We start from the raw sequence: 26,594 nt of genomic DNA on the forward strand, positions 1-26,594 counted from the left end.
GATCTAATTAGAAGTTTTCAGGATTTGAATGAAGGCGTCTTGTGGTATGGAGACTTTGCCAATTTGCTTCATTCGTTTTTTGCCCTCTTTTTGTTTTTCGAGCAGCTTGCGCTTGCGGCTGATGTCTCCGCCATAGCACTTCGCTGTCACGTCCTTACGAAACGCACTAATCGTTTCACGCGCAATGATTTTGCTGCCCACAGTGGCCTGAATCGGGATTTTAAACATCTGCTGCGGCATGATCTCCTTTAGCCGCTCGCAGAGCACCCTGCCCCGGCTTTCGGCTTTGTCACGGTGGACGATAGATGAAAATGCGTCAACGGGTTCGGCATTCACCATGATGTCCATTTTCACGAGGTCACTCTGCTGATACTCACCGATCTCGTAATCCATAGAACCGTAGCCCTTGGTGATCGATTTCAGGCGGTCATTGAAGTCGATAAGGATTTCATTCAGCGGCAGCGTACAAACAAGCATAACGCGTGTTCCATCAACCGTTTCGGTGTGATCACACATGCCACGTTTTTCTGAGACTAACGCCAAGATGTCGCCAATATGCGAACTCGGCGTGTGAATCGTAGCGCGGATCGTTGGTTCTTCGATGTATTCGATAAGGTCCGTATTCGGCATAAATACCGGATTATGAACCTCCTTAATCGTTCCATCGGTCAGCTTTACTTTGTAAACAACACTTGGATAAGTCGATATGATATCCATGTCGTACTCACGACGTAGACGCTCTTGAACGATTTCCATGTGTAACAGTCCGAGGAAACCGCAACGAAAACCGAAGCCCAATGCGACTGAACTCTCTGGCTGGTAAACCAGTGCAGCGTCGTTGAGCTGAAATTTCGCCATGCTGGCTTTGAGCTTGTTGTAGTCCGAAGTATCCAGCGGATATATACCACTAAACACCATGGGGCGCACTTCCTTGTAGCCCGGTAGCATCGTGGACGCTGGATCGGACGCTTGGGTGATTGTATCCCCAATTTTGATCTCAGTCAGATTTTTGATCGCAGTGACAACATAGCCAGTACGACCGGCAGCCAACTCCTTCTCAGGAATCATGCTGGGCGAAAAACGTCCGACTTCCTTGATAATTGTTTTTTGGCCCGTTCCCATCATCATGACTTCATCTCCGGCCTTCAGTGTGCCAGAGAAAACGCGAACGTAGCAGATGACACCCTTATAGGTGTCATAGACGTTGTCAAAAATTAGAACTCGGGCGCACGGGCCCTCTGTCCAACGCGGTGGGGGCAACCGTTTGGCAACGGCTTCCAGAATATCGTCAATACCGATGCCAGATTTACCGCTGGCGTGAATCGCCTCTTCTCGCGGGATGGCGAGCACGTCTTCGATTTGCTGTTCAATGACTTCGGGCTGCGCACCGGGTAAATCGATTTTATTGATTACGGGAATGATCTCCAGCCCTTGCTCCATTGCCAAATGAGCGTTGGCGACGGTTTGAGCTTCAATACCCTGGGCTGCGTCCACCAAAAGGAGTGCGCCTTCACAGGCGGCCAAACTGCGTGAAACTTCGTAAGAGAAGTCAACATGGCCTGGAGTATCAATCAGGTTGAATAGGTAGTCTTTGCCATCGAGTTGGTAAAGCATCGAGACCGGATGGCTCTTGATGGTGATACCACGTTCACGCTCAAGGTCCATCGAGTCGAGCAGCTGCGCTTTCATGTCACGCCGCTGAACGGTGCTTGTTTGTTCGAGCAGTCGGTCAGACAAGGTGGTCTTGCCGTGATCTACGTGCGCAATAATGCAAAAGTTGCGGATATGGTCCGTGGTGCTCATACGTTTTTAAAGGGGCAAATCAGCGAATTCGCCCAACGACGAAACCACAGCGTCGCGGTCAATCCGCTTGGCTAGGCCTGCAAGTGTGGCGCCCGGGCCACACTCGTAAAATTCAGTCATACCCAGAGAAACCAGGCCACGGAAACAGTCTTCCCAGCGAACAGCGGACACCACTTGGGTCACGAGCGCCTGTTTGATTTCATCGGGGTTGCTCACCTCTTGTCCCGTCGTGTTAGTGAACACGGGGATCTGTGGGGTAGCAAATGGCTTGTCGGCTAGATAAGCCGCAAACGCATCGGCTGCGGGCTGCATTAACCGGCTATGGTATGCTCCAGCAACGTTCAGTGGAATTGCGCGCTTGAATCCAGCATTTTGCGCATCGGCCATGGCTTCAGCAATTTTTGCTTTGTCGCCAGAAAGAACGGTTTGACCGGGGCAATTGAGATTCGCAACGTCCACATCGTGCTTGCGGGCAAGATCATAGGCAGCTTGCAGATCGCCACCAAGCAGGCTTGTCATCCCACCATTCGTCGCTTCACAGGCTTCCTGCATCAGGCGGCCGCGCTCGGCCACAACTTGCAGGCCGGTTGCGAAATCAAATACGCCCGCAGCATGCAACGCGGTTAGCTCGCCAAGGCTTAGCCCTGCCACACCACCGACTTGTGGTAGCTTGCCTCGCTCACGTAATGTTTCCACCACCGCGACGCCATGCACATAGAGTGCGGGCTGGCAGACCCGAGTTTCGGTCAATGTTTCAGCGGGGCCGTCAAAACAGGCGGATTTCAAATCCCAACCCAACACATCGTTGGCTTGGTCAAAAACCTTCTGCGCGGCTGCGCTATTTTCGCACAAGGTTTTACCCATGCCGACGGCTTGGGCGCCCTGCCCCGAAAAAATGAATGCTACTGCCATAAGGGGTAGAGCATTTCACGGATTCAAACGCACATGGAAAGATTAAAAACGATCCAGGTTCCGGAAATACTTTTCAGAGACGTCCTTTTTACGTCGATTGGTCGCTTCTGAGGGCGTGGATGTGGGTGCTGGTGAGGCTAAATTAGCCGACTGTGGTAAAATGCTTTCGGTTTCTCCGACTAAGAGCGGACGACTGCGAGTTGTGTCCCCCCCCAGCGACTGCTGCCAATTGCTTTGCGGTGCTGCTGTGTTGTCTGTCCATTGAGGCGTTAAAACTTCAGCAATGACTGGACTCGATTGCTTGGGCTGGAGTCCCACCATATAAGGATTTACGCGTGTTTTGGCCGGCTCTGGCGTTGTCATGTGCACTTGCGCTGAGTCCATGGATAAGTCGAGCGTGCGGTCAAGCACAGGCTCATGAAATATTTGGCTCCAGTCATTTATCGGAGTGGTTGATTCGCCTCCATTGGCTCGCTCCAGTCGTGCAAAGTGATCCACAAACATTGTTGGGGAATAAAAACTGAGGCGCTTTTCTTCAAGTTCCTCTTCTTCCTCGGCGCTCAGATCGCTGTCCGGTTGATACTTGCCGGACAACTTCATGACTCCCACTGCTAGCCAATCTTTTTGTTCATGGCGAAGAACCATGTCTGCCGTCGTCATTTCCTCGGTTGGTGTCGATGTGTTCGTCGCCTTTTTCGCAGAATGAGGGTTCAATGCTTTCTCTGGAATGGATTCAACCATCGGCTTGAGCGCCTCAGTGGGCGTTGTGGACTCTTGCTTAAGGTGTGCCGGCGCAGTGCTTGCTTTCGTCGATGATGAATCCGCCGTTTCAGCATGTAACGCTGCTGTAAGCACCGCTAATGCAAAGATACCTGCCCACATCGCCTTCATCATTAACCGACGAGTCCGCCGGTGCTCAGGAAGATGCCCTTCAAATTCATTTCGAGTGACTTTGGATTAGGCGAAGCCGCGAGGCCGTCTGCCTTGGAGACAAAACCTGCCTTAATAAGCCGATAAAGATCTCGATTAAAGGATTTCGAGCCTGTTTCGTCACCACCGTCAATCACCGCGTTGATCTTTTGGAATTCGCCATCTTCGATGACGTTTCGTGCCAAACTATCAACCACGAACAGCTCCACGCAGGGCACTCGTCCCCCTTCAATACCTGGAATCAGCTTCTGTGTAATGGTTCCGCGCAGAGTGCTGGCGATTTGACGTCGCATGGCGTGCTGCTGCTCGACTGGGAAGAATTCGAAAAGACGCTGAACCGCCTGTTGGGCGCTGCCTGCGTGCAAAGTACCAAAGACCAAGTGACCTGTTTCAGCCGCATGGAGTGCGGTTTCAAAGGTGCTCTTGTCGCGCATTTCCCCGATGAGGATCACGTCTGGGTCTTGGCGGAGCACGGCTTTCAGACCAAGCTCAAATGTCGGCGCGTCAATTCCGATTTCGCGCTGATTGAACACCGATTTTTTGTCCGTGTAGTTAAATTCAATCGGATCTTCCAGGGTAACGATGTGCTTGTCAAAGTTTGCGTTGATGTAGTCCAACATCGCCGCGAGCGTGGAACTCTTACCCGAGCCAGTGGCCCCGCAAACAATCACAATGCCGTCTTTGTGTAGACAGAATTTTTTGAATTGGTCCGGGTCGTGGTTCAGATCCTCAAAAGTCGGCGGCGTATCCTTAACATGACGAAAAACGACACTTGGCATCCCACGTTGGAAGAAGCCATTGACGCGAAAACGCCCTAACCCCAGCTCGTCGAGGTCATAGCAATAGTCGACCTGATTTTCGCTTTTCCAGTTCTCATAGAATTGCTCTGGTACACTCTGCTCGATGAACTCAAGTATCTGATCGTGGCTGAGAGGATCCATGTCCACGGGTTCTAAGTGGCCATGCAAACGCAAAAAAGCCGGCTTTTCCGTCTTAATGTGGATGTCACTGGCACCGTTTTCCACGGCCAATTGTAGAAGACTATTAAATAATTCGATGGACTCAGACATGATGCGGGTTGAGTTTAGCAGAATACCGTTGTCATAAACGACTGCTTAGCGATAAGTAGCCGCGCATTAACCAGATAATAAGCTAATCTTTAAGCTCGAATGAACACAACTCAATTTTATGGCGTTCACACCGCTCTTGTTACTCCGATGCTGGATAACGGCTCCGTTGCCTATGACGAATTGGCTGCATTGGTGGAAAAGCAAGTAGCCGAAGGCATCAATGGACTAGTCGCAGTAGGTACTACAGGCGAGTCCCCCACCCTCGACCACGACGAACACAGCCAAGTGATTCGGACCGTGGCAGAGGCAGCGGGTGGCAAGGTGCCCGTTTTGGCTGGCACTGGCTCTAATTCTACCGCAGAGGCCGTATCGCTGACCAAGCGTGCTGATGCCGATGAAGGCGTTACGGGCATGCTTGTAGTTGCGCCCTACTATAATAAGCCCGGCGCGGAAGGTCAGTTTCGCCATTTCAGTGCGATTGCAGAGTCCACCGAAAAGCCAATCATCCTTTACTCGATTCCAAGCCGTTGTGGCGTGGATATCCCAGTTGAAGTCTGCGCACGCCTCTTTGAGAAGTATCCGCACGTTTGTGGCATCAAGGAAGCCGGAGGTCAATCCGCCCGTGTTGCACAACTCGTGCAGAAGCTCGGTTCGGATTACCTAATTCTCTCCGGCGACGACGGCCTTACCCTGCCCTTTATGTCCTTCGGGGCCAAAGGAGTGATCAGTGTCGCATCTAACCTAATCGTCACCGATCTAGTGGAAATGGTTCAGCTTGCACTAAAGAATGACTTCATTGCGGCTGATAAGATTAACCGTCGCTACCAGCCATTGTTCAGCGATCTCTTCATCCAGCCCAATCCTGTGCCAGTGAAGACCGCTATGCAGCGTGCCGGCATAATTTCCTCAGCGGCTGTCCGTTTGCCAATGTGCGAAATGACCAATGCCACCCTTAATCAACTCATTAAAACCCTAGAAGGACTTGGCCTTTAAGATCATGGCTATCAACATTTTACTAAATGGATGCAGTGGCCGAATGGGCCAAGCGATCACTGCAGCCGCAGCCAGCAGCGACGCCGTTATCTACGGTGCCTGTGACCAAGGCGACAAGCCACAGGATTTCATCGAAGGTTGCGATGTCGTCATCGACTTCTCTTTCCATGCTGCTACCCCCCCCCTCGCCCGTCTCGCCGCGGAATATGGTAAGCCCATGGTAATTGGTGCTACAGGCCACACAGCAGACGAACGGGCAGCTATTCTCGATGTAACCAAAGTTATTCCGATGGTTTGGGCTGGCAATTTTTCGATCGGTGTCAACGTACTCTTTCACTTGGTCGGCAAGGCGGCAAAGCTACTTCCTGCTGAATATGAGGCCGAAATAATAGAGATGCACCACCATAGCAAAATTGACGCCCCCAGCGGCACGGCAGAGCGATTGATTGAGCAAGTCCTCGACGCACGTGGACTGAACCGCAGCAATGTCCAGCATGGCCGTGAGGGCAACATCGGTGCTCGCCCACAGGCCGAAGTAGGCGTCCATGCTGTGCGCGGTGGCAGCATCGTAGGTGATCATGAGGTGCTTTTCGCAGGCCCCCACGAGCGAATTTCACTCTCCCATCACGCCGAAGACCGTGGCATCTTTGCCCGTGGTGCTATTTGCGCTGGGCATTGGGTGACCGACAAACCCCCTGGTCTTTATAACATGGAAGACGTGCTCGGCTTACGGGACTAGGCCAAGCATTTAATCGCATTTGAATCATGATTGCCTATCTACAGGGAAAAGTTGCCGATGCGACGCCATTGACTGCTATTATTGATGTCAATGGCATCGGTTATGCGCTTACCATCCCGGTAACTACGGCTGAAAAGCTCCCACCCGTAGGCCAACAAACAAAAATCTGGACGGTGGCGGTGTATCGGGAAGACTCAGCATCGCTTTATGGCTTTGCCACGATCGACGAGCGTGATTTCTTCCGGTTGTTGGTGGAAAAGGTGTCGGGCATTGGCCCGAAGATTGCTATTAGCATTTTGAGTAAGCTCAGCGTCGCCATGCTGCAACAAGCCATTGCCAGTGGGGATGTCGGACTGCTCGCCAAGTGCCCTGGTATCGGTAAAAAAACCGCAGAGCGCCTTGTTGTAGAACTAAAGGATAAGGTCGGGGCACTCGGTGGATCAAATATTGCAAACGCCGATAATACAGGCGTTTCACCGTCTTCAGTTGCTCCATTGAGCATTCAGGATGCAGTTGCTGCTTTGGTGGCCTTAGGATACAAACTTCCCGACGCTGACAAATCTGTCCGGAAAGCGGCCCAAACTCGTCCTGACGCAACAACCGAAGAGTTGATTCGTGCTGCGCTTAATTAATACCGCAAAAAGTCGACCTCCTATCGAAAAATCAGACTTTCTGAGTCATGGACGCTAGTAGGCGTAGCCAATAACAGCGCCAGCCCCTTGACTTTCTTCCACGAGCACAACTGGCGTCGCGGTTCCAGGAAACTGACGAACTGGAATAGTCGGGCTGCGGTTTTCCAGTAGTTCGGCTGGATTTGGAAGCTGTGGTCGGGCGGCTTCTAAGGCCCTGCCCAAGCGGAAGATATTGCTTTCAGGCACCGTTTGCAGCGATTGAATCTGCACTTCGCCCTGATCGCGGTAAGAAACAAGGGCTAATGGCCGTCCAGATTGGTCGATAATCAGTCGAGAATTGCTGTTCGGCGAATTTAGTTGCGCAAGGAGGTGCTCGCGAACGTCTATCGGCGGGGTACCAGTCATATCGGCTTCCGGGCTCACCTCCACCTCAAGCGCTTCAACTGAATCTCGATAAAGCAGGCCAACGGTTACAGCGATAGCTGCGGTTGCGGCTGAAAACTGACAAAGAAGCACCAAGCCCTTACGACGTTCTTCAAATTTAATACAGGCTTCATTGATTGCGCGTGTTGCTCGTTGGGTCAGGCTATCGCGGCGAAGTTCTCGTTGCGGATTACCGCAAATCAATGCCAAGGCCTGTCGCTCAGCGTTATGAATACGGCGTAAGCTTTCAAACTTCTGTTTGCGCTCTTGATCCGTAAGCTCCTTACGCAAAACCTGTAAGTCGCGAGGACTGATTTCGCGATCTAGATACAGATTTACTAATTCGTTAAAACGCGTGTCGGTCATTCGAAGTCACGACCTAGTTTTTCACGGAGGCTATCGCGAGCGCGGGCGATACGACTCTTTACCGTACCCACACTAATGCTTAATTCCTCCGCAATTTCTTCGTAGGACAAATTGTAAACATTGCGCAGTTCAAGAATTTCCCGGTGTTTGGGATTCAAATCCTTCATGCGGGCGGTAACTTCTTGGAGAAACTCGTTGGTGAGCGTGGCTTCGCCAGGATCTTCACCTTCAGCGGGCAAGATATCCTCTAAGGTCGATGTGGTATCGTCACCGAGGGTTTGATCTAAAGAGACCGATGCACTGCGCTTACGGCGAAACCAATACCAGTAGCGATTATGCGACAGATTCGTTGCGATCTGGTAGAGCCATGTCGAGAACGAGGAATCGCCTCGGAAATTCTCCAGACCCTTTTGAGCGCGCACAAAGGTATCCTGAGCAATCTCCTCGGCGTCTTCGCGGTTTTTTAAGAGGTGAAAGGCACGCGCAAAAATGCGGTCCCAATACCGGGTGACAACTTCGTTAAATGCGGCTGCATCCCCACTTCTGTAACGTTCGAGCAGGGCGGCGTCGATTTGCGCTTGTTCGTTTCTTTCAGCCATAGCTATAAGGATTAGAGCATCCCAAGGTTGTTTTGTTCCTTTATACATACAGAAAATGGCAAAATCTGCAAGTTCTATCCAAAATCAGTTCGAGGGGGGGGGCACCATCAGCGTCGTAGCAGATCAAGCAGCATGGCGATGTTTTTGCGACGTTCATTCTCAATAACTTTCCGCGCAGCCTCACGTGTTTTCCACCAATGCGCAATTTTATAGATGATGTAAGAAATTAAGTACAGAAAATGATTCCAGTGATTCCTCAATTCGACTTTAAAGAAGTAGCGAAAATCAGCGATTAATTCGCTGATATTAATGATGAGAAATATGGCTACACTTAGCATCGGATCACTGTTTTCTCAATGCTCGATGCTTCGTGTCAAATGGCAAAATATAATATTGTGGAATATTCATAATTGATTCATGGTTATTGTCTATTATGCTGAAATAGAACTATCTACTTTGAGCGTATAGCATGCTGTATATGGAATATCTCGCGTTTGCCTCTCGCTTAGGCGTATTATTTAGACAGGTGTGGTTGTGTCGTTTCCCTGTCTAACTACTTCAAAAACCACTCGCATTTCGGCAAAGCTATCCCAAAACTCCCTACATGGATTTTGCTGAACCCCGTGGCATGGCGCGTGACGCCTTTGCGCCAATTGATTACGAAGCTGAGCTCAACCCCGGTCAACTGGCCGCCGTTACGGCGGCAGATGGACCAGCTCTTGTGCTAGCCGGCGCTGGCTCAGGGAAGACACGCACACTCACTTACCGTGTTGCTTATTTGCTGGAGAAAGGTGTTTTGCCCCGCGAAATCCTCCTCCTGACCTTCACCAATAAAGCCGCGCGGGAAATGCTGACTCGTGTCGAGGAGCTAACAGGCGTGGAAGGCCGTAAATTCTGGGGCGGCACGTTCCACTCGATTGGCAGCCGCATTCTCCGCATGTATGGCGAAAGCATTGGATTGGACAAAAACTACACGATCCTCGACCAAGGGGACTCTGAGAGTCTCTTTGGTGATGTACTCAAGGAAGTTGACGGCAAGTTTTCCAAGGATAAGGAAAACCCTAAAACAAAAGTTGTGCTGGACATGATCAGCTACGCTCGCAACACCAATCAGCTAACCGAAGACATCGCTCGGGAGCGCTTTTCCTGGCTAGATCAGCTTCCTGGTCAACTTGCGATTTTCGCTCAAGCTTACGAGGCCAAGAAGCGCGCTCAACAGGTTTGTGATTACGATGACCTGCTCGAACTCTGGCTCAAGCTGCTCAATGAAAATACAGAGGTGCGAGAGCTGCTCCAATCACGTTTCCGCTACATTCTTGTCGACGAGTTTCAGGACACAAACACGGTGCAAGCAGCTATCATTAATCGCATGGCAGAGAAGCACCGCAATGTCATGATCGTTGGTGACAACTGGCAGTGTATCTACACTTGGCGCGGCGCAGAATTCGGAAACATGGAGAAGTTCGCCAACGTCTACCCCGAGCGTAAAATCTACAAGATCGAAGTGAACTATCGATCAAGCCCGGAGATTCTTCGTCTGGCCAACGCTTTAATGCTTCAGCACCCCCCCATCGACGGTTATCCTCTGGAATTGGCATCGGCGAAGAGCTCAAACCAACGGCCGTACATTGTCCCCACGATGGACACTCGCCAACAGGCGCAATTCGTCCTCCGACGTGTTGAAGGCTTACAGATGGAAGGCGTGCCGCTAAGTGACATTGCAGTCCTCTATCGCGCACATTTTCAGGCAATGGATTTGCAAATGGAGCTTTCTCGTCAGGGCGTGGGTTATACGATTACGAGTGGGGTGCGTTTCTTCGAGCAAGCGCACATCCGCGATTTCATCGCGCAATTGTCGTTTCTCACCAATCCAGGCAACGAAACGAGCTTTAAGCGCGTTGCTGGCCTATTGCCCAAGGTCGGGCCGAAGACGGCCGAACGCTTGCTCAAGCTTGCGCAGAAGGTCGTAGAGAAAGACAACGTGACTATCTTTGTCGCACTCAGCGATAAAACGGTAATTGGAAAGGTGCCCAAAGACGCCGTCGACGATTGGACGGATATGGCCTACACGCTCCAAAACATGCATGATGCGCTCGGCGCACCAGTAGCCATTACTGCCCTTTCGCCAGTTCAGGATCATCAGCGCGATCTGTTTGCCGAAGTGCTGGCCGAGGAAAAAACGTCGCACACGCCCAAGACCCCCGAAGAGATTGTCAAAATTGGCATTGAAGGCTGGTATGGCGATTATCTGCGCACAGTCTACGAGAACTGGCAAAGCCGCCGCGATGACCTGGATTCACTGATCGGATTTGCCAGCCGCTATGATTCGATGACCGAGCTGCTGACGCAACTCGTCTTGCTCAATTCCGAGACCAGCGACCGGAAAATCGACCCAGACTCCGACACATTGCGCTTATCAACCATCCACCAGGCCAAAGGGCTGGAGTTTCCATATGTTTTCGTTCTGGGTTGCGCGGACGAGCTGCTACCGCTCAAGCGCGCAATTGAAGAGGGTGACGTCGAAGAAGAACGTCGATTGCTCTACGTCGCCGTTACACGTGCAATGAACGAGCTTTATCTCTGCTACCCCAAAGTCACAGTGACCGGTGGCCCCCCTCGCCTTCTCCAGCCCAGCCGTTTTTTGCGAGATATCCAAGCTATCGGTGACGATTTCTATGAGCCATTGCACTTACAGGGAGCTTGGTGATTACGTTCACAATCAATCATCCACTCCCTTCAATGATCGCTTAGCCCAACAATTGTTTCCAGTGCTTAGCGATGTCGATACGCCGAGCAAACCAAACATCGCCCTTAGTCGTTGCATGGATCAAAAACTTGACGAGTCCACCGATACGACTGGGGCGACCGATGTAGCGAGGGTGCAGGCCAATCGACATCATCGCTGGCTGATCAGCGCCCTCTTCCCATAGCGTATCGAATGCATCAATACAGACACGGGCGAAATCGTCTGCGCTTAAAAATTTGCCCGCAGGCCCAGCCTGATAGCGCATGTCATTTGTATCAAAGGCATAAGGCACGATGACGTGGTTCCGGCCAGCAACGGCCTGAATACGCGGTAAATCGTCGTCGTAGGCGTCTGAATCATAAAGGAATCCTTTTTCGGCCAACAAACGACGAGTTATCGGTGATGGCGCTCCTTTGGTGTGCCAGCCAAGCGGCCTCACCCCACAGGCGTTTTCAATCGCAGCAATTGTTTTGTCGATGATTGCACGCTCATGTACTTCCGACATTTGCGAATGGTTTTCCCAACGATAACTATGGGCTGAGATTTCATGACCGCGGGCTACAATGTCCTGAGCCAACCAAGGCGCTCGTTCAATGGTACGCCCCGCCGAGCTAACCGTGCTCTTCACGCCGAAACGATCCAACACGCGCATGATGCGCCAATAGCCCACTCGCGGACCATAGTCGAAGTGGGACGCCAAGCAGTGATTGGGGACGTTTTCAATTGGCTCGAGAATCTCGTAGACCGCCTCGTTCTTCTCATCACCATCGGCCAAAGAAAGCTCGGCACCAGCTTCGGCGTTGAGCACAATCGACACCGCAAGCCTAGCGTCGTTGGGCCAATTGGGATGAGGCGGCTCACCGCCATAGCCAAGCAGGTCGCGCGGATAGGGAGATCGCTCGTTACTCATTGGTTGATCCTGAGCAACAGTCAGTCGGACATCAAGCCGGTATTGAGTAGATGCCTAAACCGTAATACTTATTCGTTCAAGTTAGGTGACAGCCATTTCGCGGCGAATTCGAGCGTTACACCCTTGCGCGCGGCGTAGTCTTCCAACTGCTCGTGATTGATAAGCCCCACTCCAAAATAGCGGCTCTCCGGATGAGCGAAATAAAGGCCACTCACTGCAGAAGCCGGATACATGGCGCGGCTTTCAGTCAGGCGAATACCGGTGCGCGCCTCGACATCGAGCAATTCCCAAAGCGTGTCTTTTTCCGTGTGGTCGGGACATGCAGGATAACCAGCTGCTGGGCGGATGCCCTGATACTGTTCCTTGATCATCCAAGCAACGTGGTCGTTCATTTCATTGGCTTTGCGCGACAATGTTTCCTGTCCAGAGAATCCCTCTTGGGCACCAAAGCCCCATTGATCGCGAACTTGCTTATGTAGCCACTCCGCGCAGGCCTCGGCAAAACGGTCGCCTAGGGCCTTGATCATGATGCTGGTAAAGTCGTCGCCTTTTTCTTCAAACGTCTTGGCGTAGGTATCGACTTCAGCCCCAGGCGTGCATGCAAAGCCGCCCAACGCATCGACAATGCCCGTTGATTTTGGTGCCACAAAATCGGCGAGGCAGTAATACGGCTCATCCGCTTTCAGCTTCTCTTTCTGCTGCCGCAAGAAATGAAAACGAGCCAACGGCGAAGTCCCTGACGGTAACACGCCTGAGCTCAGAGAATCGGGCGAATAAACAAGCACATCGTCGCCGAGGGACTGTGCTGGCCAGAGGGCCGTGACCCCACGTAAGCGGAAACGCTGATTGCTGACAATGTCGTCGAGTAGGCGTAACGCTTCGTCGTAAAGTTTTGTCGCTTCCTCACCGTATTTCTCATGAGTAAGGATTTTCGGGAACAAGCCCTTGAGCTCCCAGGAATGAAAGAACGGCGACCAGTCGAAGTATTCTGCCACCTTATCCAGCGGAATATTGTCCCAGCTTTTTAATCCAAAACTTTCCGGCTGAGGGGGGGGGGAGCTTGTCCAGTCAATCTGTGGCGCATGCGCGCGGGCTTCCTGAATCGATACGATTTTAACCTTTGCGCGGCTCTCTTCGTAGCGGCGTTTATGCTTCTCATGATCAGCCGCAAGCTCCTTGATGTAGGCGTCGCGCTTCTTCGGGTTTAGCAGTGAGTTACAGACACCAGTCACCAGTGAGGCATCCCCCACCCTTACCACGGGTTGGTCATAGTGAGGCACAAGCTTGATGGCGGTATGTGCGCTGCTGGTAGTGGCTCCACCGATCAACAAGGGCTGCTTGTTGCCGCGCTTCTGCATCTCTTTCGCGTTGAAAATCATCTCATCAAGAGAAGGCGTAATCAGACCAGACAAACCGATAATATCCGCCCCCCACTCTTCCGCTTCGCGCAGAATTGTGTCGCAGTCAACCATCACACCGAGGTCTTTGACCTCATAGTTGTTGCAGGCAAGCACAACACCGACGATGTTCTTGCCGATGTCGTGCACATCACCTTTCACCGTCGCGATAAGAAATTTGCCCGCCGAACTACTACTGCCGTCTTTCTCCTTCTCCATGTAGGGGAGTAAGTAGGCTACGGCTTTTTTCATTACACGGGCACTCTTCACCACCTGTGGAAGGAACATCTTCCCTGCACCAAAAAGTTCGCCGACAATCTTCATACCGTCCATCAACGGACCTTCGATGACATCCAGCGGACGCGGGTATTTTTGACGCGCTTCCTCGGTATCAGCGTCAACGTGCATGACAATGCCTTTGACCAACGCATGCGACAGCCGTTCCTCGACTGTGCCGGAACGCCAGTCGATCGCTACGTCAGCCGTTTTTTTTTCTGTGGCTGCTGGAACCGCGCCTGCACCCGACTCCAAGAATTTCTCAAGTATCTCGGGTTTTTTTTCTAAGGTGGCGCGTTCAAAAAGATCGCGGAGCACGTTCATGCCCTTGAGCATGGCCAAATTGATGCGCTCCTCCGGCGTACCAGCGCCCAAGGTCACGCGGCCATCCTTGATCGCTTCGGCAAAATCAATGAGTTTCTCGGTAGACTCTGGATCGCGATTCAGGAGGACGTCCTCGACTAGCTTTTTAAGCGTCGGGTCCATTTGCTCGTAGTCCATGAGCAGGCTCGGGTTGACAATCGCCATGTCGAGCCCAGCCGCGCAAGCGTGGTGCAGGAAGGCCGCATGCATGGCCTCGCGCACTGGGTTGTTGCCGCGGAAGGAAAACGAAACATTCGAGAGACCGCCGCTAGTGCGTGCACCAGGGCAGCGTTTCTTAACTTCGCGAACAGCCTCAATGAAGTCCACTGCGTAGTTATTGTGCTCCTCCATACCGGTCGCAACGGTGAGGATATTCAGGTCAAAAATAATGTCCTGAGGATCCATGCCGACTTCTTCAGTCAGTATCTTAAACGAACGCTCCGCAATAGCGACCTTGTCATCTTTATTATCCGCTTGGCCCTTTTCGTCGAACGCCATCACGATGACCGCCGCGCCGTAGCGCGTGATCTTCTTAGCCTGTGCACGGAACTCATCCTCGCCACCCTTCAGGCTGATCGAATTGACGATGCACTTACCTTGCACGCATTTCAGGCCCGCCTCAATGACAGACCACTTCGAGCTGTCGATCATGATCGGCACGCGGCAAATATCCGGCTCCGAAGAAATGAGGTTCAAGAAATGCGTCATGCAGGCTTCACCATCTAGCATGCCTTCGTCGAAATTAACGTCGATGACTTGCGCGCCGCTCTCCACTTGAGATAGGGCAATGGCGAGCCCGCCATTGAAATCGTCATTCTTAATCAGCTTTTTAAAGCGCGGGGAGCCAGTCACATTAGTGCGCTCGCCGACATTTACGAAGCCCGTGCTTTCGTCGATATTGAGCGCTTCTAAGCCGCTGAGGCGTAATGCAGGCTTGGCGACTGGAATCTTGCGGGGGGGGTATTGCTTGAGCTCCTTGACGACAGCCGCGATGTGCCCCGGCGTGGTGCCGCAGCACCCCCCCACTAGGTTCACAAGGCCATTCTTGGCAAACTGCCCGACCGCGCTACTGGTGTGCGCAGGGGTTTCATCGTAACCGGTGTCGGAAAGTGGATTCGGCAGACCGGCATTCGGGTAAACGTGAACGTAGCAATCGGCGACACGAGAAAGCTCTTCGAGAAAGGGCTTCATCAGGTCGGCACCGAGTGCGCAGTTCAAGCCAACACAGAGCGGTTTGGCGTGGCGGATGGAATTCCAGCATGCCTCAACCGTTTGCCCCGAAAGTGTGCGCCCAGATTGGTCGGTGATCGTCACCGAAACGATGACCGGCAGGCGCTCGTCCAACGTATCTTGAAAGTCTGCTATAGCGTGCAGGCAGGCCTTGAGGTTGAGCGTGTCAAAAGTTGTTTCCGGCAAGAGCAAATCGACGCCTCCTTCAACAAGAGCTTCAGTCTGGTCATAGTATGCCTGATAAAGATCGTCGTAGGTAGCCGCGCGATATTCAGGGCGATTGACGTCCGGCGAAATCGATGCCGTACGATTCGTCGGGCCTATAGCACCTGCAACAAAAGTTGGCCGATTTTCTTTGGCTGAAATTTCCTCCGCCACCTTTCGGGCTAATCGTGCAGAGGCCACATTGATGTCCCGCACGCGGTGTTCGAGCTTGTAATCGGCCTGAGCGATCGTTGTGCCGCTAAAAGTGTTCGTCTCAATGATGTCAGCACCAGCTTCAAAGAATTGCTGATGAATCTTCGCAATCACGTCTGGCCGAGTGATACTCAACAGGTCGTTGTTCCCCTTGAGGTCACCTGGGGCATCCGCTAGGGATTCGTCGCGAAAATCTTTTTCGGCCAGCTTATATTGCTGAATCATGGTGCCCATGGCACCATCTAGGAATACAATGCGTTCTGCCAGCAGATCAACGAGCAGCTGGCCCTTGGCCGTATACGGTTTGGTGTGTGCTTTTTGAGACATGGAAATAACGCATCAATAAATTCGGATATTTTGATGCGTTGCAAGCATGAAGTTGCGATTGCTTGTCTTAAATCCAGTTGGCATAACTTGCCAATATTCAAACCGTGCAAAGCTTAAAAACTCACTTCCCTGAAATCACTGAACCAACCTGGACGCAGCTTGAGGCATGGTCCGCGCTTATGCGTGACTGGAATGCCAAAATCAACCTAATCTCGCGTAAGGATATAGACCGGCTCGAAGAAAAGCACCTCGCGCACTGCCTAGTCGTCACCAAAGTGCTCAAGCTTATGGCTGGCGCACGGGTGATTGACGTTGGTACAGGTGGCGGTTTGCCTGGTTTGGTGATGGCCATTTGCTATCCTCAGGCTCACTTCACCTTGGTCGACTCTGTGGGCAAGAAGATCAAGGTTGTTGAAGACATCTCCAAACAGCTGAATCTCGAAAATGTCGAAGTGCGCAACTGTAGGGCTGAGAGCATAAATCGAGAATTCGATTTCATTACGGGACGAGCCGTCAAAGAACTGCCATTATTCGTCAATTGGGTCCGAAAACTGAGTCGCCGCGGCAAGAAGCACTCGCTCGAAAACGGCCTACTCTATTGGAAAGGTGGAGAATACGCGGAGGAAGTGGATAAGCTAAAAATCAAGCCTGTCCACGTATGGCCGATCGATGATTTCCTGCCCGGTGAAGAGTTTGCTGGTAAATATCTTTTGCACTTCCGCGCACAGGATCTGCCACAGGCGCGTAAGCCCCCCGTCATTCCAATACAGCACAGAATTCGTTCGAAATGAGCGAAAACGATCTAATGATCGCCAATAAGAATCAGCACATGTATGATTGCTATGGCGCGGCCTATCACGCCAAACGCGGACGTGAGGCTGACAGTTCGTGGAACCGCTACCTCGATCAACCCATGATCGAGGCGCTGTTTGATGGTTTGGCTGCTGGGCGAGTGGTTGACCTTGGATGTGGAAGCGGCTTGATGACGCGCTGGCTGCGGGATCAAGGCCACATTGCTGTTGGTGTCGATTTCTCCGAAACGTTGATCGATATTGCCCGCACAGAAAACCCCGATCTCGATTTTTCCGTGGCCAACATCAAGGCGACGCCCTACCCCGCTTCCTCGTTCGACATAGCCGTCAGCGCTCTGGTGTTACACTACGAGCAAGACCTCGGACCGATTTTCGCCGAAGTCGCGCGCGTGCTCCGACCGAACAGTCGGTTCATTTTTACGATGCACCACCCTGTGGACGAAGTGTCCCACTCCCACGAGCGCCTATCGAATGCCAGGACCATTACACCTTATTTTCACAACAAGCCCTATACCTTCGATATGGCGGGCATGCAACTGACCGCCTATCATCATACCTTTGAAAATATCTCCGAAGCTCTGTTCGCCAATGGCTTCGTGATTGAGCGGATCAGGGAGGCGCGGATGTTGGACACGGTGAAAGATCACTTTCCAGACTATTATGAGCGCACCAATAACTACCCTTCCTTCGTTGGCTTCCGTGCAAGGCTTTTCGCTCAATAAGCCATTATCGCCCAAGTCACTGACCGGCGAGTTACTCAAAAAGCGAGGTCTGACCGCTAGCGCTCTCCGGCTTGATACCAATCGTGGCCCATGCTTTCGGCGTGAGCACTCTGCCCTGCTGGGTACGAGCAAGGTAGCCTTCTTGGATTAGATACGGCTCGTGAACTTCCTCGAGCGTGTGCTCTTCCTCCCCCACTGCGACAGCAACGGTGCCGAGACCGACTGGCCCACCCTTGTAATTCTGCGCCATGAGGCGAAGAATACGCTTGTCCATTTCGTCGAGGCCATTGCGGTCAATCTCTAGCAATTCCAATGCTGAAGAGGCAACGGAACCCGTGATCTCGCCATCGGCGCGTTGCTCCGCGAAGTCGCGGGCAAAGTTGATCAAATTATTTGCGATGCGCGGCGTACCTCGAGCACGGCCTGCGATCTCCGCCGCTCCGTCGTCTGTAATCGCCACATTGAGCAGTTTGCAGCTTCGGCGGACGATCTTTTCGAGCGTGGCGCGATCGTAATAATCAAGGCGGGTCTGAAGCGTAAACCGGCTGCGTAATGGCGCGGTGAGGAGCCCCGTGCGAGTTGTCGCGCCAACGAGCGTAAAACGAGGAATCGACAAGCGAACGCTGCGCGCGTTGGGGCCTTGGTCGATCATAATATCGATGCGAAAGTCCTCCATTGCCGAGTAGAGATATTCTTCGACGGCCTTGGGGATGCGATGGATCTCGTCAATGAAAAGCAGGTCGCCCTCCTGTAGTCCAGTAAGTAGCCCGGCGAGGTCGCCTGCCTTATCGATAACGGGACCGCTGGTCAGTCGCAAACTAGCGCCCATTTCGTGCGCGAGAATGTGAGCGAGGGTTGTCTTGCCGAGTCCTGGCGGGCCATGCAGCAAAATGTGGTTCAACGCTTCACCGCGCTTGCTCGCCGCACCGACCATTACCTCAAGCCGCTCCTTGGTTTTGCCCTGCCCGGAAAAATCGGCGAAGCTCAGAGGACGCAGCGCTTTTTCCACCGCAGTCTCGGGTGCTTCAAGCACCTGCGAGAGGTAATCCGTTCCTTTGGCTTCGTCGGGCATAGTGGAGTGTTAGCTGGATTGCTGGGGAAACGAAAGAATTTTCCAGCAAGGCACCCTAGCTTTCGCCCGAGAGATCTTTGGGCATCTGATCCTGATTGAGCCGCTCCACATCGGCACCAAGCCCGCGGAGTTTTTCGTCAAAATTCTCGTAGCCACGGTCAAGATGGTAAATGCGCTGAACCCAGGTTTCGCCGTGAGCTGCCATCGCCGCCAAAATTAGGGCTGCACTTGCCCGAAGGTCGCTCGCCATGACGGGGGCACCAGAGAGCGGATTTCGACGTCCTTTGACGATCGCACTGGCACCCTCGATGGCAATATCTGCTCCCATGCGCTGAAGCTCAGGCACGTGCATGAAACGATTCGGATATACGCGCTCTGTGATGATCGATAGGCCCGGAGTAACGCTCATTAGCGTACACATTTGCGCCTGTAGATCGGTCGGAAATCCTGGATGCGGCAATGTGATAACGTCGACCGGATTCAACGTGCCGGGGGTGCCTCGCATCCGGATACGGCCACCGAGTTCGATGGAAAAATCGGCCCCGGCCTCCTCCAGCTTGTCAAGGAGAGCCGATAAATCTTCTGGATGCGCGCCATTGACGGTGATGTCGGCATCCAGCATCGCGGCGGCAATCAAATACGTTCCTGCCTCAATGCGGTCGTCGATCACACGGTAAGTCGTGCCATTCAACTTATCCACGCCTTCGATTGTCAGGCAATGACTGCCGACGCCTTCGATCTTCGCCCCCATGGAAAGGAGCATTTTGCACAGGTCAACGACCTCAGGCTCGCAGGCAGCAGACTCGATACGCGTGACACCCGGCGTAAGTACGGCGGCCATTAAAATGTTTGCCGTGCCAGTGACCGTGCTGCCATGTCGGCCACCAAGGAATACATGCCCCCCCCTCGCGCGTTTTGCGTCGATGTGAACGTAGCCCGCACGGACATCCACCTCGCAATTGAGCTTGGCCAAACCTTTCAGATGCAGATCGATTGGGCGCGGGCCAATGACGCAGCCACCAGGCAGCGAAACTTCAGCTTTCTTTAGTCGGGCAACGAGTGGCCCCAGCAAACAAACGCTCGCACGCATGCGACGGACTAGGTCGTAGGGGGCGCGATGAGTGATGTTTTTCGCAGTGATGCGCCAGGTGTTCTTGTCGGGGCGCTCGACCTCAGCACCAAGATTTTCAATAATCTCTGCCATGAAGCGGAGGTCAGATAGGTCCGGCACGTTTTCAATGACGCACGTTTCACCCGTTAATAAAGTAGCAGCAAAAATGGGCAAACATGCATTTTTTGCCCCGCTAACGGTTACCTCGCCACGAAGGGGGCGGCCCCCATTAATACGAAAAACATCCATGAATAAAATAACGCGGCTAGCGCGCTCATCGCGTTAACCAACTTGGCTAGCCAAAATGAAGGCCGCCTCGGGTTCAACGTCATTGTGCAAAAGTTCAAAAAAAGCGCCGCTCCAATTACGGAACGGCGCTGAAAATTAGGCGTTGCTTCGATTAAGAATCGGAGGCGGGGGGGCGACTGTCGCGGCGGCTATTCTGGCCTGAGCCATCTTGGCGTGGCCCATCCTGACGTGGCCCGCTACGACGGTTTTTACCACCACGCTTACCACGGCGGCGCTTTGGCTGATCACCCTCTTCACCAGCAGGACGATCAGTGCGAGGTCCACGGTTCTGGCTTTGGTTGCGATTTTGTCCCCCACGAGGCCCACGATTCTGATTAGAACCTTTTCCACGCGGCCGACCGTCCGAACGACGATCGCTGCGAGCTGATGGTTCTTGCTTTGCTTCAGCTTTGGGCGCTTCTGCACCGCCAAAGAGCGAGCGGAAAACCTTCTTAACTGCACCAAGGAAACCCTTTTCAGCCTTAGCTACTGGTTTGGCACTGGAGCTAGCAGCCTCATTACGGGGCTTCCATTCGCTGGTGCGGGTACCACGCTCATTTGAGCGTGGTCCTCGATCACTACGTGGTCCTCGGTCGCCACGTGGGCTGCGATCACCTGAACGTGGTCCACGATCGCCAGAGCGTGGATCGTTGTTGCGCGGAGCACGCTCTGAACGAGGGCCGTCTGGGCTCACATCGCTAGATCCCGTGGCCGCTTCGCCCTCTACAGGCTTCTTTTTACGGTTACGACTGCGCTTACGCTTTGGTTTTGGTCCGTCTTCCGAGGATTCCGTTGGAGACTTGGCAGCTTCGTCGGTGACACCGTCAGTTGGAGCGGTTTCTCGTTTTGGAGCAGTGTGGCGCTTCCGTTCAGGTTTACCGTCTGCTAGACGACCACTGAGCTTTTCTTCAAAAGCGGCAGGAGATTCGACTAGACTTGGGTAACCAGAGACCTCTTTCGACTTACTCGCCTCCGGACGGTTGCGTTTCCGGCTAGAGGACGATTTCGACACTTCTGAGCGATTTTGCAGCAGTGCAGGGCCAGGATCCGGCAAGCCACTATCGTCAATACGACGTGTTTCCGCCTTTGGAGCAACTGGTTCGGTTTTGGACGCGGTTGCTGCAACTTCTGGTTCTTTTTCTGCTGTGATATCGTCTTCTGCGAGTCCTTCAACTGCTACATCCATTTCGGGGTCGTAGTCAGTCATATCAAACTCATCTAGGGATTCCTCTTCAAGTATCGGTTGGACTTGGGCCTGTGCTGTAGCAGCTTCAGCTGCTACAGAGGTTTCTTCGGGCTCAGTCGGTTCGGGTTCTTTAGCTAAATCGCCCCAGGACAGACGTTCCTGTCCGAGGCCGATGTTTTTGGTTTCTTCGGCGGAAGCGTCCGGTGTGGTCGCATCTTCGCCTGGACGATAGTTATCGTCCTTTCGCGCCTTAGGCTGCGAATTAGTGTGTTCGAATGAAGGCATACTTCGTTGTTAGGTGTTGGGTGGCCGGCCGCTCAACTATAGATTTAAAAGGCGCCGCGCCAAATTCGGGTACGGATGAGATGACCAAAAAAGTCCTAATGGCTTCAAAACCAATTAGCCCGAAAGCCTCCTGTGATACGCATTGCTGCGGATCATACAAGCGCAAAATGCCGTCAGGACTGACGTTGAATGTGGTTAATCTCGTAATTAACTTGAACGTCTGGTATGATTTAGACCCATTAAAGAAACAGAAGTTCCTCACCAATCGGGAGTAGCGTTACTTTTGGGCTAGACCTGACCACCGATGGGACTAGAGTTTAATCCATGTGGACGCACCTTCGCCTACCTGAACAGTCATGAATTGAACGATCGTATGAACCTCAACGATCATCCGTTTTTTCGCAACTCTGATCAAGAGAGTGTGGCGCAGCTCGTCGACCAGGCGGATGTCTCCAGCTATGTTGACGGAGAAGTCGTCTTTTTGGAAGGAAGCCCTTCGGACAGTCTGTGTCTAGTGCTGGAAGGCACGGTGGCTTTTGCGGCCGAAACGCCAGATAATCGACGACGCATTATTTCGACCGCAAAACAGGGCAACTTCTTCGGCGAAATTGGGATATTCACTGGTGCCCCTCGTTCCTTGAGCGCAATTGCAGAGGGAGAGGTCCGCATTGCTAAAATTTACCGTGAAGACCTCCTGACGTTCATTAAACGCACACCTGGACCGATTGAACAAATCTTGGGCAGCATTGTTAATCATCTTCATCAGACGACCCGCCATTATCTCGATGACATGCTCCAGCAGGAGAAAATGAGTTTGGTGGGCACGATGGTGAACAGCATTATCCATGACTTCAAGAACCCCTTCACCCTCATAGGATTAGGCGCTCAAATGCTGGAGAGTCGCCATAAGGAAGACGCCAAAACAATTAAAATTTGCACCAACATCGCCGCTCAAGTCGATCGCATGGTTGAGATGGCCAACGAGCTTTCCGAATTCTCTCGAGGCGAGCAAAAGCTCATTTTCAGTCAAGTCAGCCTAACACAGCTTTTTGAAGAATTCCGTGAACTCAACGAACCCTCCTTCGTAAAAGCAAACCTCCAGATCGAGATGGATATTGTCGATCTCACCATTGAGGCGGAAAAAAACAAGTTGCTGCGCGTCATTCAGAATCTTGTTGGCAACGCCGTGGACGCACTGGGAGACAAGCCAGATGCAATAATCTCGCTTCTCGCCAAATCTGAAGGCGACCACGTAGTGATTACCATTACCGACAACGGAAACGGTATCCCTGAACAGATTCGCAATAAATTTTGGACGCCATTCGTTACATTTGGTAAAAGCCGTGGGACTGGGCTAGGTTCTGCCATCGTCAAATCTATCGTCGAAGCTCATTGTGGCACAGTGGAATTTGAAACTGAAACAGGCAAAGGCACCACCTTCACTGTGAGCCTGCCGATCGAGCAACCTGACCATATTGCCTGATTAGGCTCGGCATCCGCTTGCCTTTTAGGTTGATGCTTACACCGCGATGCCGAAATATATCTCATCGATGACCCGCATTTATCTGCTCAGTTTATTGGCCACAGCAATTGCGCTCTTAGCCGGCTGTGGCGAACGACAAAAGGAGCAAACCGTCAAAGTAGGCATCCTTCACTCCACCACTGGCACGATGGCCTCCTCCGAGGAGCACGTGATTGACGCTGTTCAGCTCGCGATCAAGGAGATTAACGAGAGCAATTACCTACCAGGCATCAAGCTCGAAGCGATTGTGCGAGATGGTCACTCGAATGAAACAATATTCGCACAACAGGCGGAAGACCTGCTAGCTCGTCAGGGTGTCGCAGTTATCTTTGGTGGGTGGACCTCAGCCAGCCGAAAAGCAATGATCCCTGTTCTTGAGAAACACGACGGACTGCTCTTTTATCCAGTTCAATATGAAGGGGCAGAAAGTTCCCCCAATGTCGTCTACACGGGCGCAGCACCGAACCAGCAAATAATCCCTGCAGTTTACTGGGCAATGAAAGATAAGGGCGCAAAGCGCTTTTATCTGGTCGGCTCAGACTATGTTTTTCCACGCACAGCAAATGAAGTTATCAAAGATCAAATTAAGGCCCTTGGCGGCGAAATTGTTGGCGAGCGCTATCTCCCCTTGGGTTCTGAAGATGTCGAAGAAATCGTTGCAAACATTAAGGAATCTCAGCCTGATTTCATCCTCAACACGATTAACGGTGACAGTAATGTAGCTTTTTTTCGCGCACTTCGGGCTGCTGGGATCGAGTCAAAAGATGTCCCCACAATGTCATTTAGCGTCGACGAGAACTTACTCAAGAGCATGGGTATGGAAAAGCATTTGCTCACTGACGACTACGCCGCTTGGAACTATTTCCAATCAGTACCGACCCGCGAAAACCGGCGATTTGTAGATAACTTTAAAAAGGAATATGGCGAAGATAGCGTGACCTCCGATCCTGTTGAGGCAGCTTATAGTGCGGTGTATTTATGGGCGGAAGCCGTTAAAAAGGCTGCCCTCGATAAAGAGTCCATCACTGTGGAGATGACTCAGCCCAATGTAGTTCTAGATGAGCTTGGCAATCGCAGTTTCCAAGCTCCAGGAGGGATCGTTTTTATCGACCCTCAGAATCAACACATTTATAAGACTGCTCGTATTGGTCGAATCAAACAGGACGGCCAATTTGAAGTCGAGTGGCAGAGCGATGCCCCAGTACGCCCTGCCCCCTACCCCATTTTTCGGCCAATGGAGTCTTGGGACGAATACCTAGCCATGCTCAAAAAAGGCTGGAATGGCCAATGGAGTGCGCCCCCCGAATGAGCAATCAACAACAGCCACACACGTTTCTATCTGCTGGCCGCAAGAGCCGACCAGCAACAAAGACTGCGACCGAGTCAAAACGTGCGCCTAAAGCGGGGCGTCGATTGTTCCGGCAGATCATGATCTACTTCTTGGCCATCGCCATGGCCCCGTTGATTATTGTCAGTGTCGTTCAGTATCTGCTGGCGCGTAAGGCTCTATTAGAGACAGAGGGTACATATTTGGCCTCAATTGCCGATCTCCAGCTCAACGAAGTACGCGCATATCTGGAGGAAGTTGAGAACATTGTTGGGCTGGTGGCTGATAGCCCTGCGGTTCAGTACAGCCTACTCTATCTCAAAGAAATGACCGCCATTGATCTGCCTACCATTGAGCAAGATACAACCTACCTTGAGGTGAACGAGTTCGCACGGCCGATCATGCGCGACCTCCGCAGTAAGTTAGGCTTTAAACAAATTTGCCTCATCAACAATGAAGGCGTGGTTGTCTATAGCGACCCAGCTATTCCACAGGAATATCGTGATTTGCGGGACGAAAGCAACCGCGAGAATGAGCTCGCGAAGTCGTTTGAAAGCTCGATCCGGCTGATGAGCGTGCAAGCTGGAGATTACGATAGATTTCCCGGCACACAGGAACCAGCCCTCTTCATCACCAGCCCAGTACTCGAAGATGGCATCCTGCTCGGGGCAGTCGCCCTTGTGCCCGAAAACAAAAAACTGCTTTCGGTCATAGAAGACACCACTGGCCTAGGAGAAACAGGCGAAGTCATGTTTATCGCCAAACGAGGTGAGGACATTATTGCGCTCAATAATCTACGAAGTGATCAGACTCTGGCATTTAGCAAAATCACCGACTACGAGCCCAATCCCGGGCAGCAATTAAGCCCGTCGCAGAAAGCTATACGAGGCATGAGCGGTGGAGATCTGGATGTTGATTACCGCGGAGAGGAAGTGGTTGCTATCTGGGATTACTTGCCGAACCTTCGCCTAGGTCTCGTCTTGAAAATCGACCGAGACGAAGTTTTCGGGCCGGTTAATCATCTCCTGCAAGCGTCTATTCTGGTTGCGGGCATCACGCTATTTGTCGTGGCTATCGCCGCGCTATTAATGTCACGAGGCATTACTCAACCAATCGCTGGCTTGACCGATGCTGCGCACCGACTGGCCGAAGGCGACCTGACTGCAGAAATTCGTTGCAAGGCACGTAACGAGATTGGCCAGCTTTCCGCCGCCGCTCAAACGATGGCCACGAATCTTAAATCACTTGTGGGGAAGGTCAAAGTCACAGCAGAAGAAATTAGTGGGGCCTCGCGACACCTCAGCGCATCGGCTCAACAACAGGTAACTGCCGCAGAGCAAACGGGCACCGCCTCCGTGGAAGTCAATGCCACAGCCAAGCAAATTTCCACGACATCGCGCGAGTTGGCCGAGACCATGAAACAGGTGAACGCTGTCACTCAGGACACCGCACTCAAAGCGGAGTCTGGGCTGGACGTCCTCGCTGCTATTGGGACATCGATGAAAGAGCTAGGTATCGCCAATGACGAAGTCGCCGAACAACTGGATGTTATTAATCAGCGTGCACATGCGATAACCAGCGTCATCGCAACGATGACCAAAGTCGCCGATCAGACCAATTTACTTTCGCTGAACGCAGCCATTGAGGCAAAAAAGGCCGGTCAGCATGGGCGCGGCTTTTCCGTCGTTGCCATCGAAATTCGCCGCCTCGCCGATCAAGCTGCATCCTCCACACTTGAGATTGAGCAAAGCGTTCAAGACATGCTTGCAGCTGTCCAAAACGGGGTAAAAAATATGGGTATGTTTTCCCGAAAAGTGGACACAAGTGTCGGCGAAATCATTGATATTAGCGGACGTTTAACGGACGTCATTCAGCAAGTGCAAGGACTCCCCCCCCGCTTCGATATGATTTTAGAGGGAATGGAAAGCCAGGCAGAAGGCGCAAGCCAGATCAACGAAGCCATGGGGCAACTGAGCACATCCGCCCAGCAAACCGCTAACGCAGTCCGTGAAACCAATCGCATGATTCTGAACCTGAAGCGTAGCGCCGACGTCCTACGCTCCGAAATTACGCGTTTTCAGACTTAAAAACGCAAGTGGGCAAAAATTAGCCCGTTTGTAATTTGTTTTTTCGGTT

The 26,594-nt window shown here is 52.3% G+C and carries 21 protein-coding genes; 9 read left to right on the forward strand and 12 right to left on the reverse strand.

Features of this window, described 5'->3' with window-relative positions:
* Nucleotides 1–3: 3 nt before the first annotated feature.
* Genes lepA through IE065_RS07025 form a run of 4 tightly spaced genes read right to left on the reverse strand, consistent with a single transcriptional unit; the run spans nt 4 to nt 4,715 of the window.
* The gene (lepA, locus tag IE065_RS07010) at nt 4–1,803 is read right to left on the reverse strand and encodes a translation elongation factor 4 (RefSeq protein WP_189513303.1); all 1,800 of its coding nucleotides are present in this window, start codon (nt 1,801–1,803) and stop codon (nt 4–6) included.
* A gap of 6 nt (nt 1,804–1,809) precedes the next feature.
* Nucleotides 1,810–2,715, reverse strand: coding sequence for an ACP S-malonyltransferase (gene fabD, locus IE065_RS07015; protein ID WP_189513305.1), 906 nt, complete (start codon nt 2,713–2,715; stop codon nt 1,810–1,812).
* A gap of 42 nt (nt 2,716–2,757) precedes the next feature.
* Nucleotides 2,758–3,609 carry a hypothetical protein gene (locus IE065_RS07020; protein WP_189513307.1) on the reverse strand — a complete coding sequence of 284 codons (852 nt, stop codon included), beginning with the start codon at nt 3,607–3,609 and terminating at the stop codon, nt 2,758–2,760.
* Nucleotides 3,609–4,715 (reverse strand): type IV pilus twitching motility protein PilT, encoded by a 1,107-nt coding sequence (locus IE065_RS07025; RefSeq protein WP_189513309.1) that lies wholly within the window; start codon nt 4,713–4,715, stop codon nt 3,609–3,611. The genes IE065_RS07020 and IE065_RS07025 overlap by 1 nt, the downstream gene beginning before the upstream one ends.
* 99 nt (nt 4,716–4,814) lie before the next feature.
* Here IE065_RS07025 and dapA point away from each other — a divergent pair, with 99 nt between their 5' ends.
* From dapA to ruvA, 3 genes are read left to right on the forward strand one after another with little or no spacing between them, the layout of a single operon-like run.
* The gene (gene dapA / locus IE065_RS07030) at nt 4,815–5,708 is read left to right on the forward strand and encodes a 4-hydroxy-tetrahydrodipicolinate synthase (RefSeq protein WP_189513311.1); all 894 of its coding nucleotides are present in this window, start codon (nt 4,815–4,817) and stop codon (nt 5,706–5,708) included.
* A gap of 4 nt (nt 5,709–5,712) precedes the next feature.
* On the forward strand, nt 5,713–6,447 hold the full coding sequence (gene dapB, locus IE065_RS07035; protein WP_189513313.1) for a 4-hydroxy-tetrahydrodipicolinate reductase: 735 nt from the start codon (nt 5,713–5,715) through the stop codon (nt 6,445–6,447).
* Between the two features lie 26 nt (nt 6,448–6,473).
* Nucleotides 6,474–7,079 (forward strand): Holliday junction branch migration protein RuvA, encoded by a 606-nt coding sequence (gene ruvA, locus IE065_RS07040; RefSeq protein ID WP_189513315.1) that lies wholly within the window; start codon nt 6,474–6,476, stop codon nt 7,077–7,079.
* A 54-nt stretch (nt 7,080–7,133) separates the two neighbouring features.
* On the opposite strand, the gene IE065_RS07045 is transcribed toward ruvA, so the two are convergent.
* From IE065_RS07045 to IE065_RS07055, 3 genes are all read right to left on the reverse strand, one after another.
* Nucleotides 7,134–7,868, reverse strand: a complete 735-nt coding sequence (locus IE065_RS07045) for a hypothetical protein (RefSeq protein ID WP_189513317.1) — start codon at nt 7,866–7,868, stop codon at nt 7,134–7,136.
* Entirely contained in the window at nt 7,865–8,467 is a 603-nt protein-coding gene (locus tag IE065_RS07050) for an RNA polymerase sigma factor (RefSeq protein WP_189513319.1), read from the reverse strand. The genes IE065_RS07045 and IE065_RS07050 overlap by 4 nt, the downstream gene beginning before the upstream one ends.
* A 107-nt stretch (nt 8,468–8,574) precedes the next feature.
* Nucleotides 8,575–8,805: a hypothetical protein gene (locus IE065_RS07055; protein ID WP_189513321.1), complete on the reverse strand. Its 231-nt coding sequence runs from the start codon at nt 8,803–8,805 to the stop codon at nt 8,575–8,577.
* 266 nt (nt 8,806–9,071) lie between these two features.
* Between IE065_RS07055 and IE065_RS07060 the strand changes: the two genes are divergently transcribed.
* Nucleotides 9,072–11,174 (forward strand): ATP-dependent helicase, encoded by a 2,103-nt coding sequence (locus IE065_RS07060; protein WP_189513323.1) that lies wholly within the window; start codon nt 9,072–9,074, stop codon nt 11,172–11,174.
* 40 nt (nt 11,175–11,214) lie between these two features.
* Here the strand turns inward: IE065_RS07060 and IE065_RS07065 are convergent, their stop codons facing one another.
* Nucleotides 11,215–12,123 carry a polysaccharide deacetylase family protein gene (locus tag IE065_RS07065; protein ID WP_189513325.1) on the reverse strand — a complete coding sequence of 303 codons (909 nt, stop codon included), beginning with the start codon at nt 12,121–12,123 and terminating at the stop codon, nt 11,215–11,217.
* Nucleotides 12,124–12,191: 68 nt separating this feature from the next.
* Entirely contained in the window at nt 12,192–16,133 is a 3,942-nt protein-coding gene (locus tag IE065_RS07070; RefSeq protein WP_189513327.1) for a methionine synthase, read from the reverse strand.
* A 104-nt stretch (nt 16,134–16,237) separates the two neighbouring features.
* On the opposite strand from IE065_RS07070, the gene rsmG reads away from it, so the two are divergent.
* The gene (gene rsmG, locus IE065_RS07075) at nt 16,238–16,924 is read left to right on the forward strand and encodes a 16S rRNA (guanine(527)-N(7))-methyltransferase RsmG (RefSeq protein ID WP_189513329.1); all 687 of its coding nucleotides are present in this window, start codon (nt 16,238–16,240) and stop codon (nt 16,922–16,924) included.
* A complete protein-coding gene (locus tag IE065_RS07080; protein WP_189513331.1) occupies nt 16,921–17,667 on the forward strand; it encodes a class I SAM-dependent DNA methyltransferase in 747 nt (248 codons plus the stop codon). Before rsmG ends, IE065_RS07080 begins: the two co-directional genes overlap by 4 nt.
* Before the next feature lie 31 nt (nt 17,668–17,698).
* Here IE065_RS07080 and ruvB read toward each other — a convergent pair whose 3' ends face one another.
* The 3 genes from ruvB to IE065_RS07095 all read right to left on the reverse strand — a co-directional run bounded on the left by ruvB (nt 17,699) and on the right by IE065_RS07095 (nt 21,609).
* Entirely contained in the window at nt 17,699–18,739 is a 1,041-nt protein-coding gene (ruvB, locus tag IE065_RS07085; RefSeq protein WP_189513334.1) for a Holliday junction branch migration DNA helicase RuvB, read from the reverse strand.
* A gap of 55 nt (nt 18,740–18,794) precedes the next feature.
* On the reverse strand, nt 18,795–20,099 hold the full coding sequence (gene murA, locus IE065_RS07090) for a UDP-N-acetylglucosamine 1-carboxyvinyltransferase (RefSeq protein WP_189513336.1): 1,305 nt from the start codon (nt 20,097–20,099) through the stop codon (nt 18,795–18,797).
* 151 nt (nt 20,100–20,250) lie between these two features.
* On the reverse strand, nt 20,251–21,609 hold the full coding sequence (locus IE065_RS07095) for a hypothetical protein (RefSeq protein WP_189513338.1): 1,359 nt from the start codon (nt 21,607–21,609) through the stop codon (nt 20,251–20,253).
* A 304-nt stretch (nt 21,610–21,913) separates the two neighbouring features.
* Between IE065_RS07095 and IE065_RS07100 the strand changes: the two genes are divergently transcribed.
* The 3 genes from IE065_RS07100 to IE065_RS07110 are packed head-to-tail and all read left to right on the forward strand — an operon-like array spanning nt 21,914 to nt 26,545.
* Nucleotides 21,914–23,092: an ATP-binding protein gene (locus tag IE065_RS07100; RefSeq protein WP_189513340.1), complete on the forward strand. Its 1,179-nt coding sequence runs from the start codon at nt 21,914–21,916 to the stop codon at nt 23,090–23,092.
* Nucleotides 23,093–23,138: 46 nt separating this feature from the next.
* Nucleotides 23,139–24,440 carry an urea ABC transporter substrate-binding protein gene (locus IE065_RS07105; protein ID WP_189513342.1) on the forward strand — a complete coding sequence of 434 codons (1,302 nt, stop codon included), beginning with the start codon at nt 23,139–23,141 and terminating at the stop codon, nt 24,438–24,440.
* Entirely contained in the window at nt 24,437–26,545 is a 2,109-nt protein-coding gene (locus IE065_RS07110; RefSeq protein ID WP_189513344.1) for a methyl-accepting chemotaxis protein, read from the forward strand. Before IE065_RS07105 ends, IE065_RS07110 begins: the two co-directional genes overlap by 4 nt.
* Nucleotides 26,546–26,594: the final 49 nt, after the last annotated feature.

Origin of the sequence: Cerasicoccus arenae (assembly GCF_014651635.1) — a bacterium.
Taxonomy (GTDB): Bacteria; Verrucomicrobiota; Verrucomicrobiia; order Opitutales; family Cerasicoccaceae; genus Cerasicoccus; species Cerasicoccus arenae.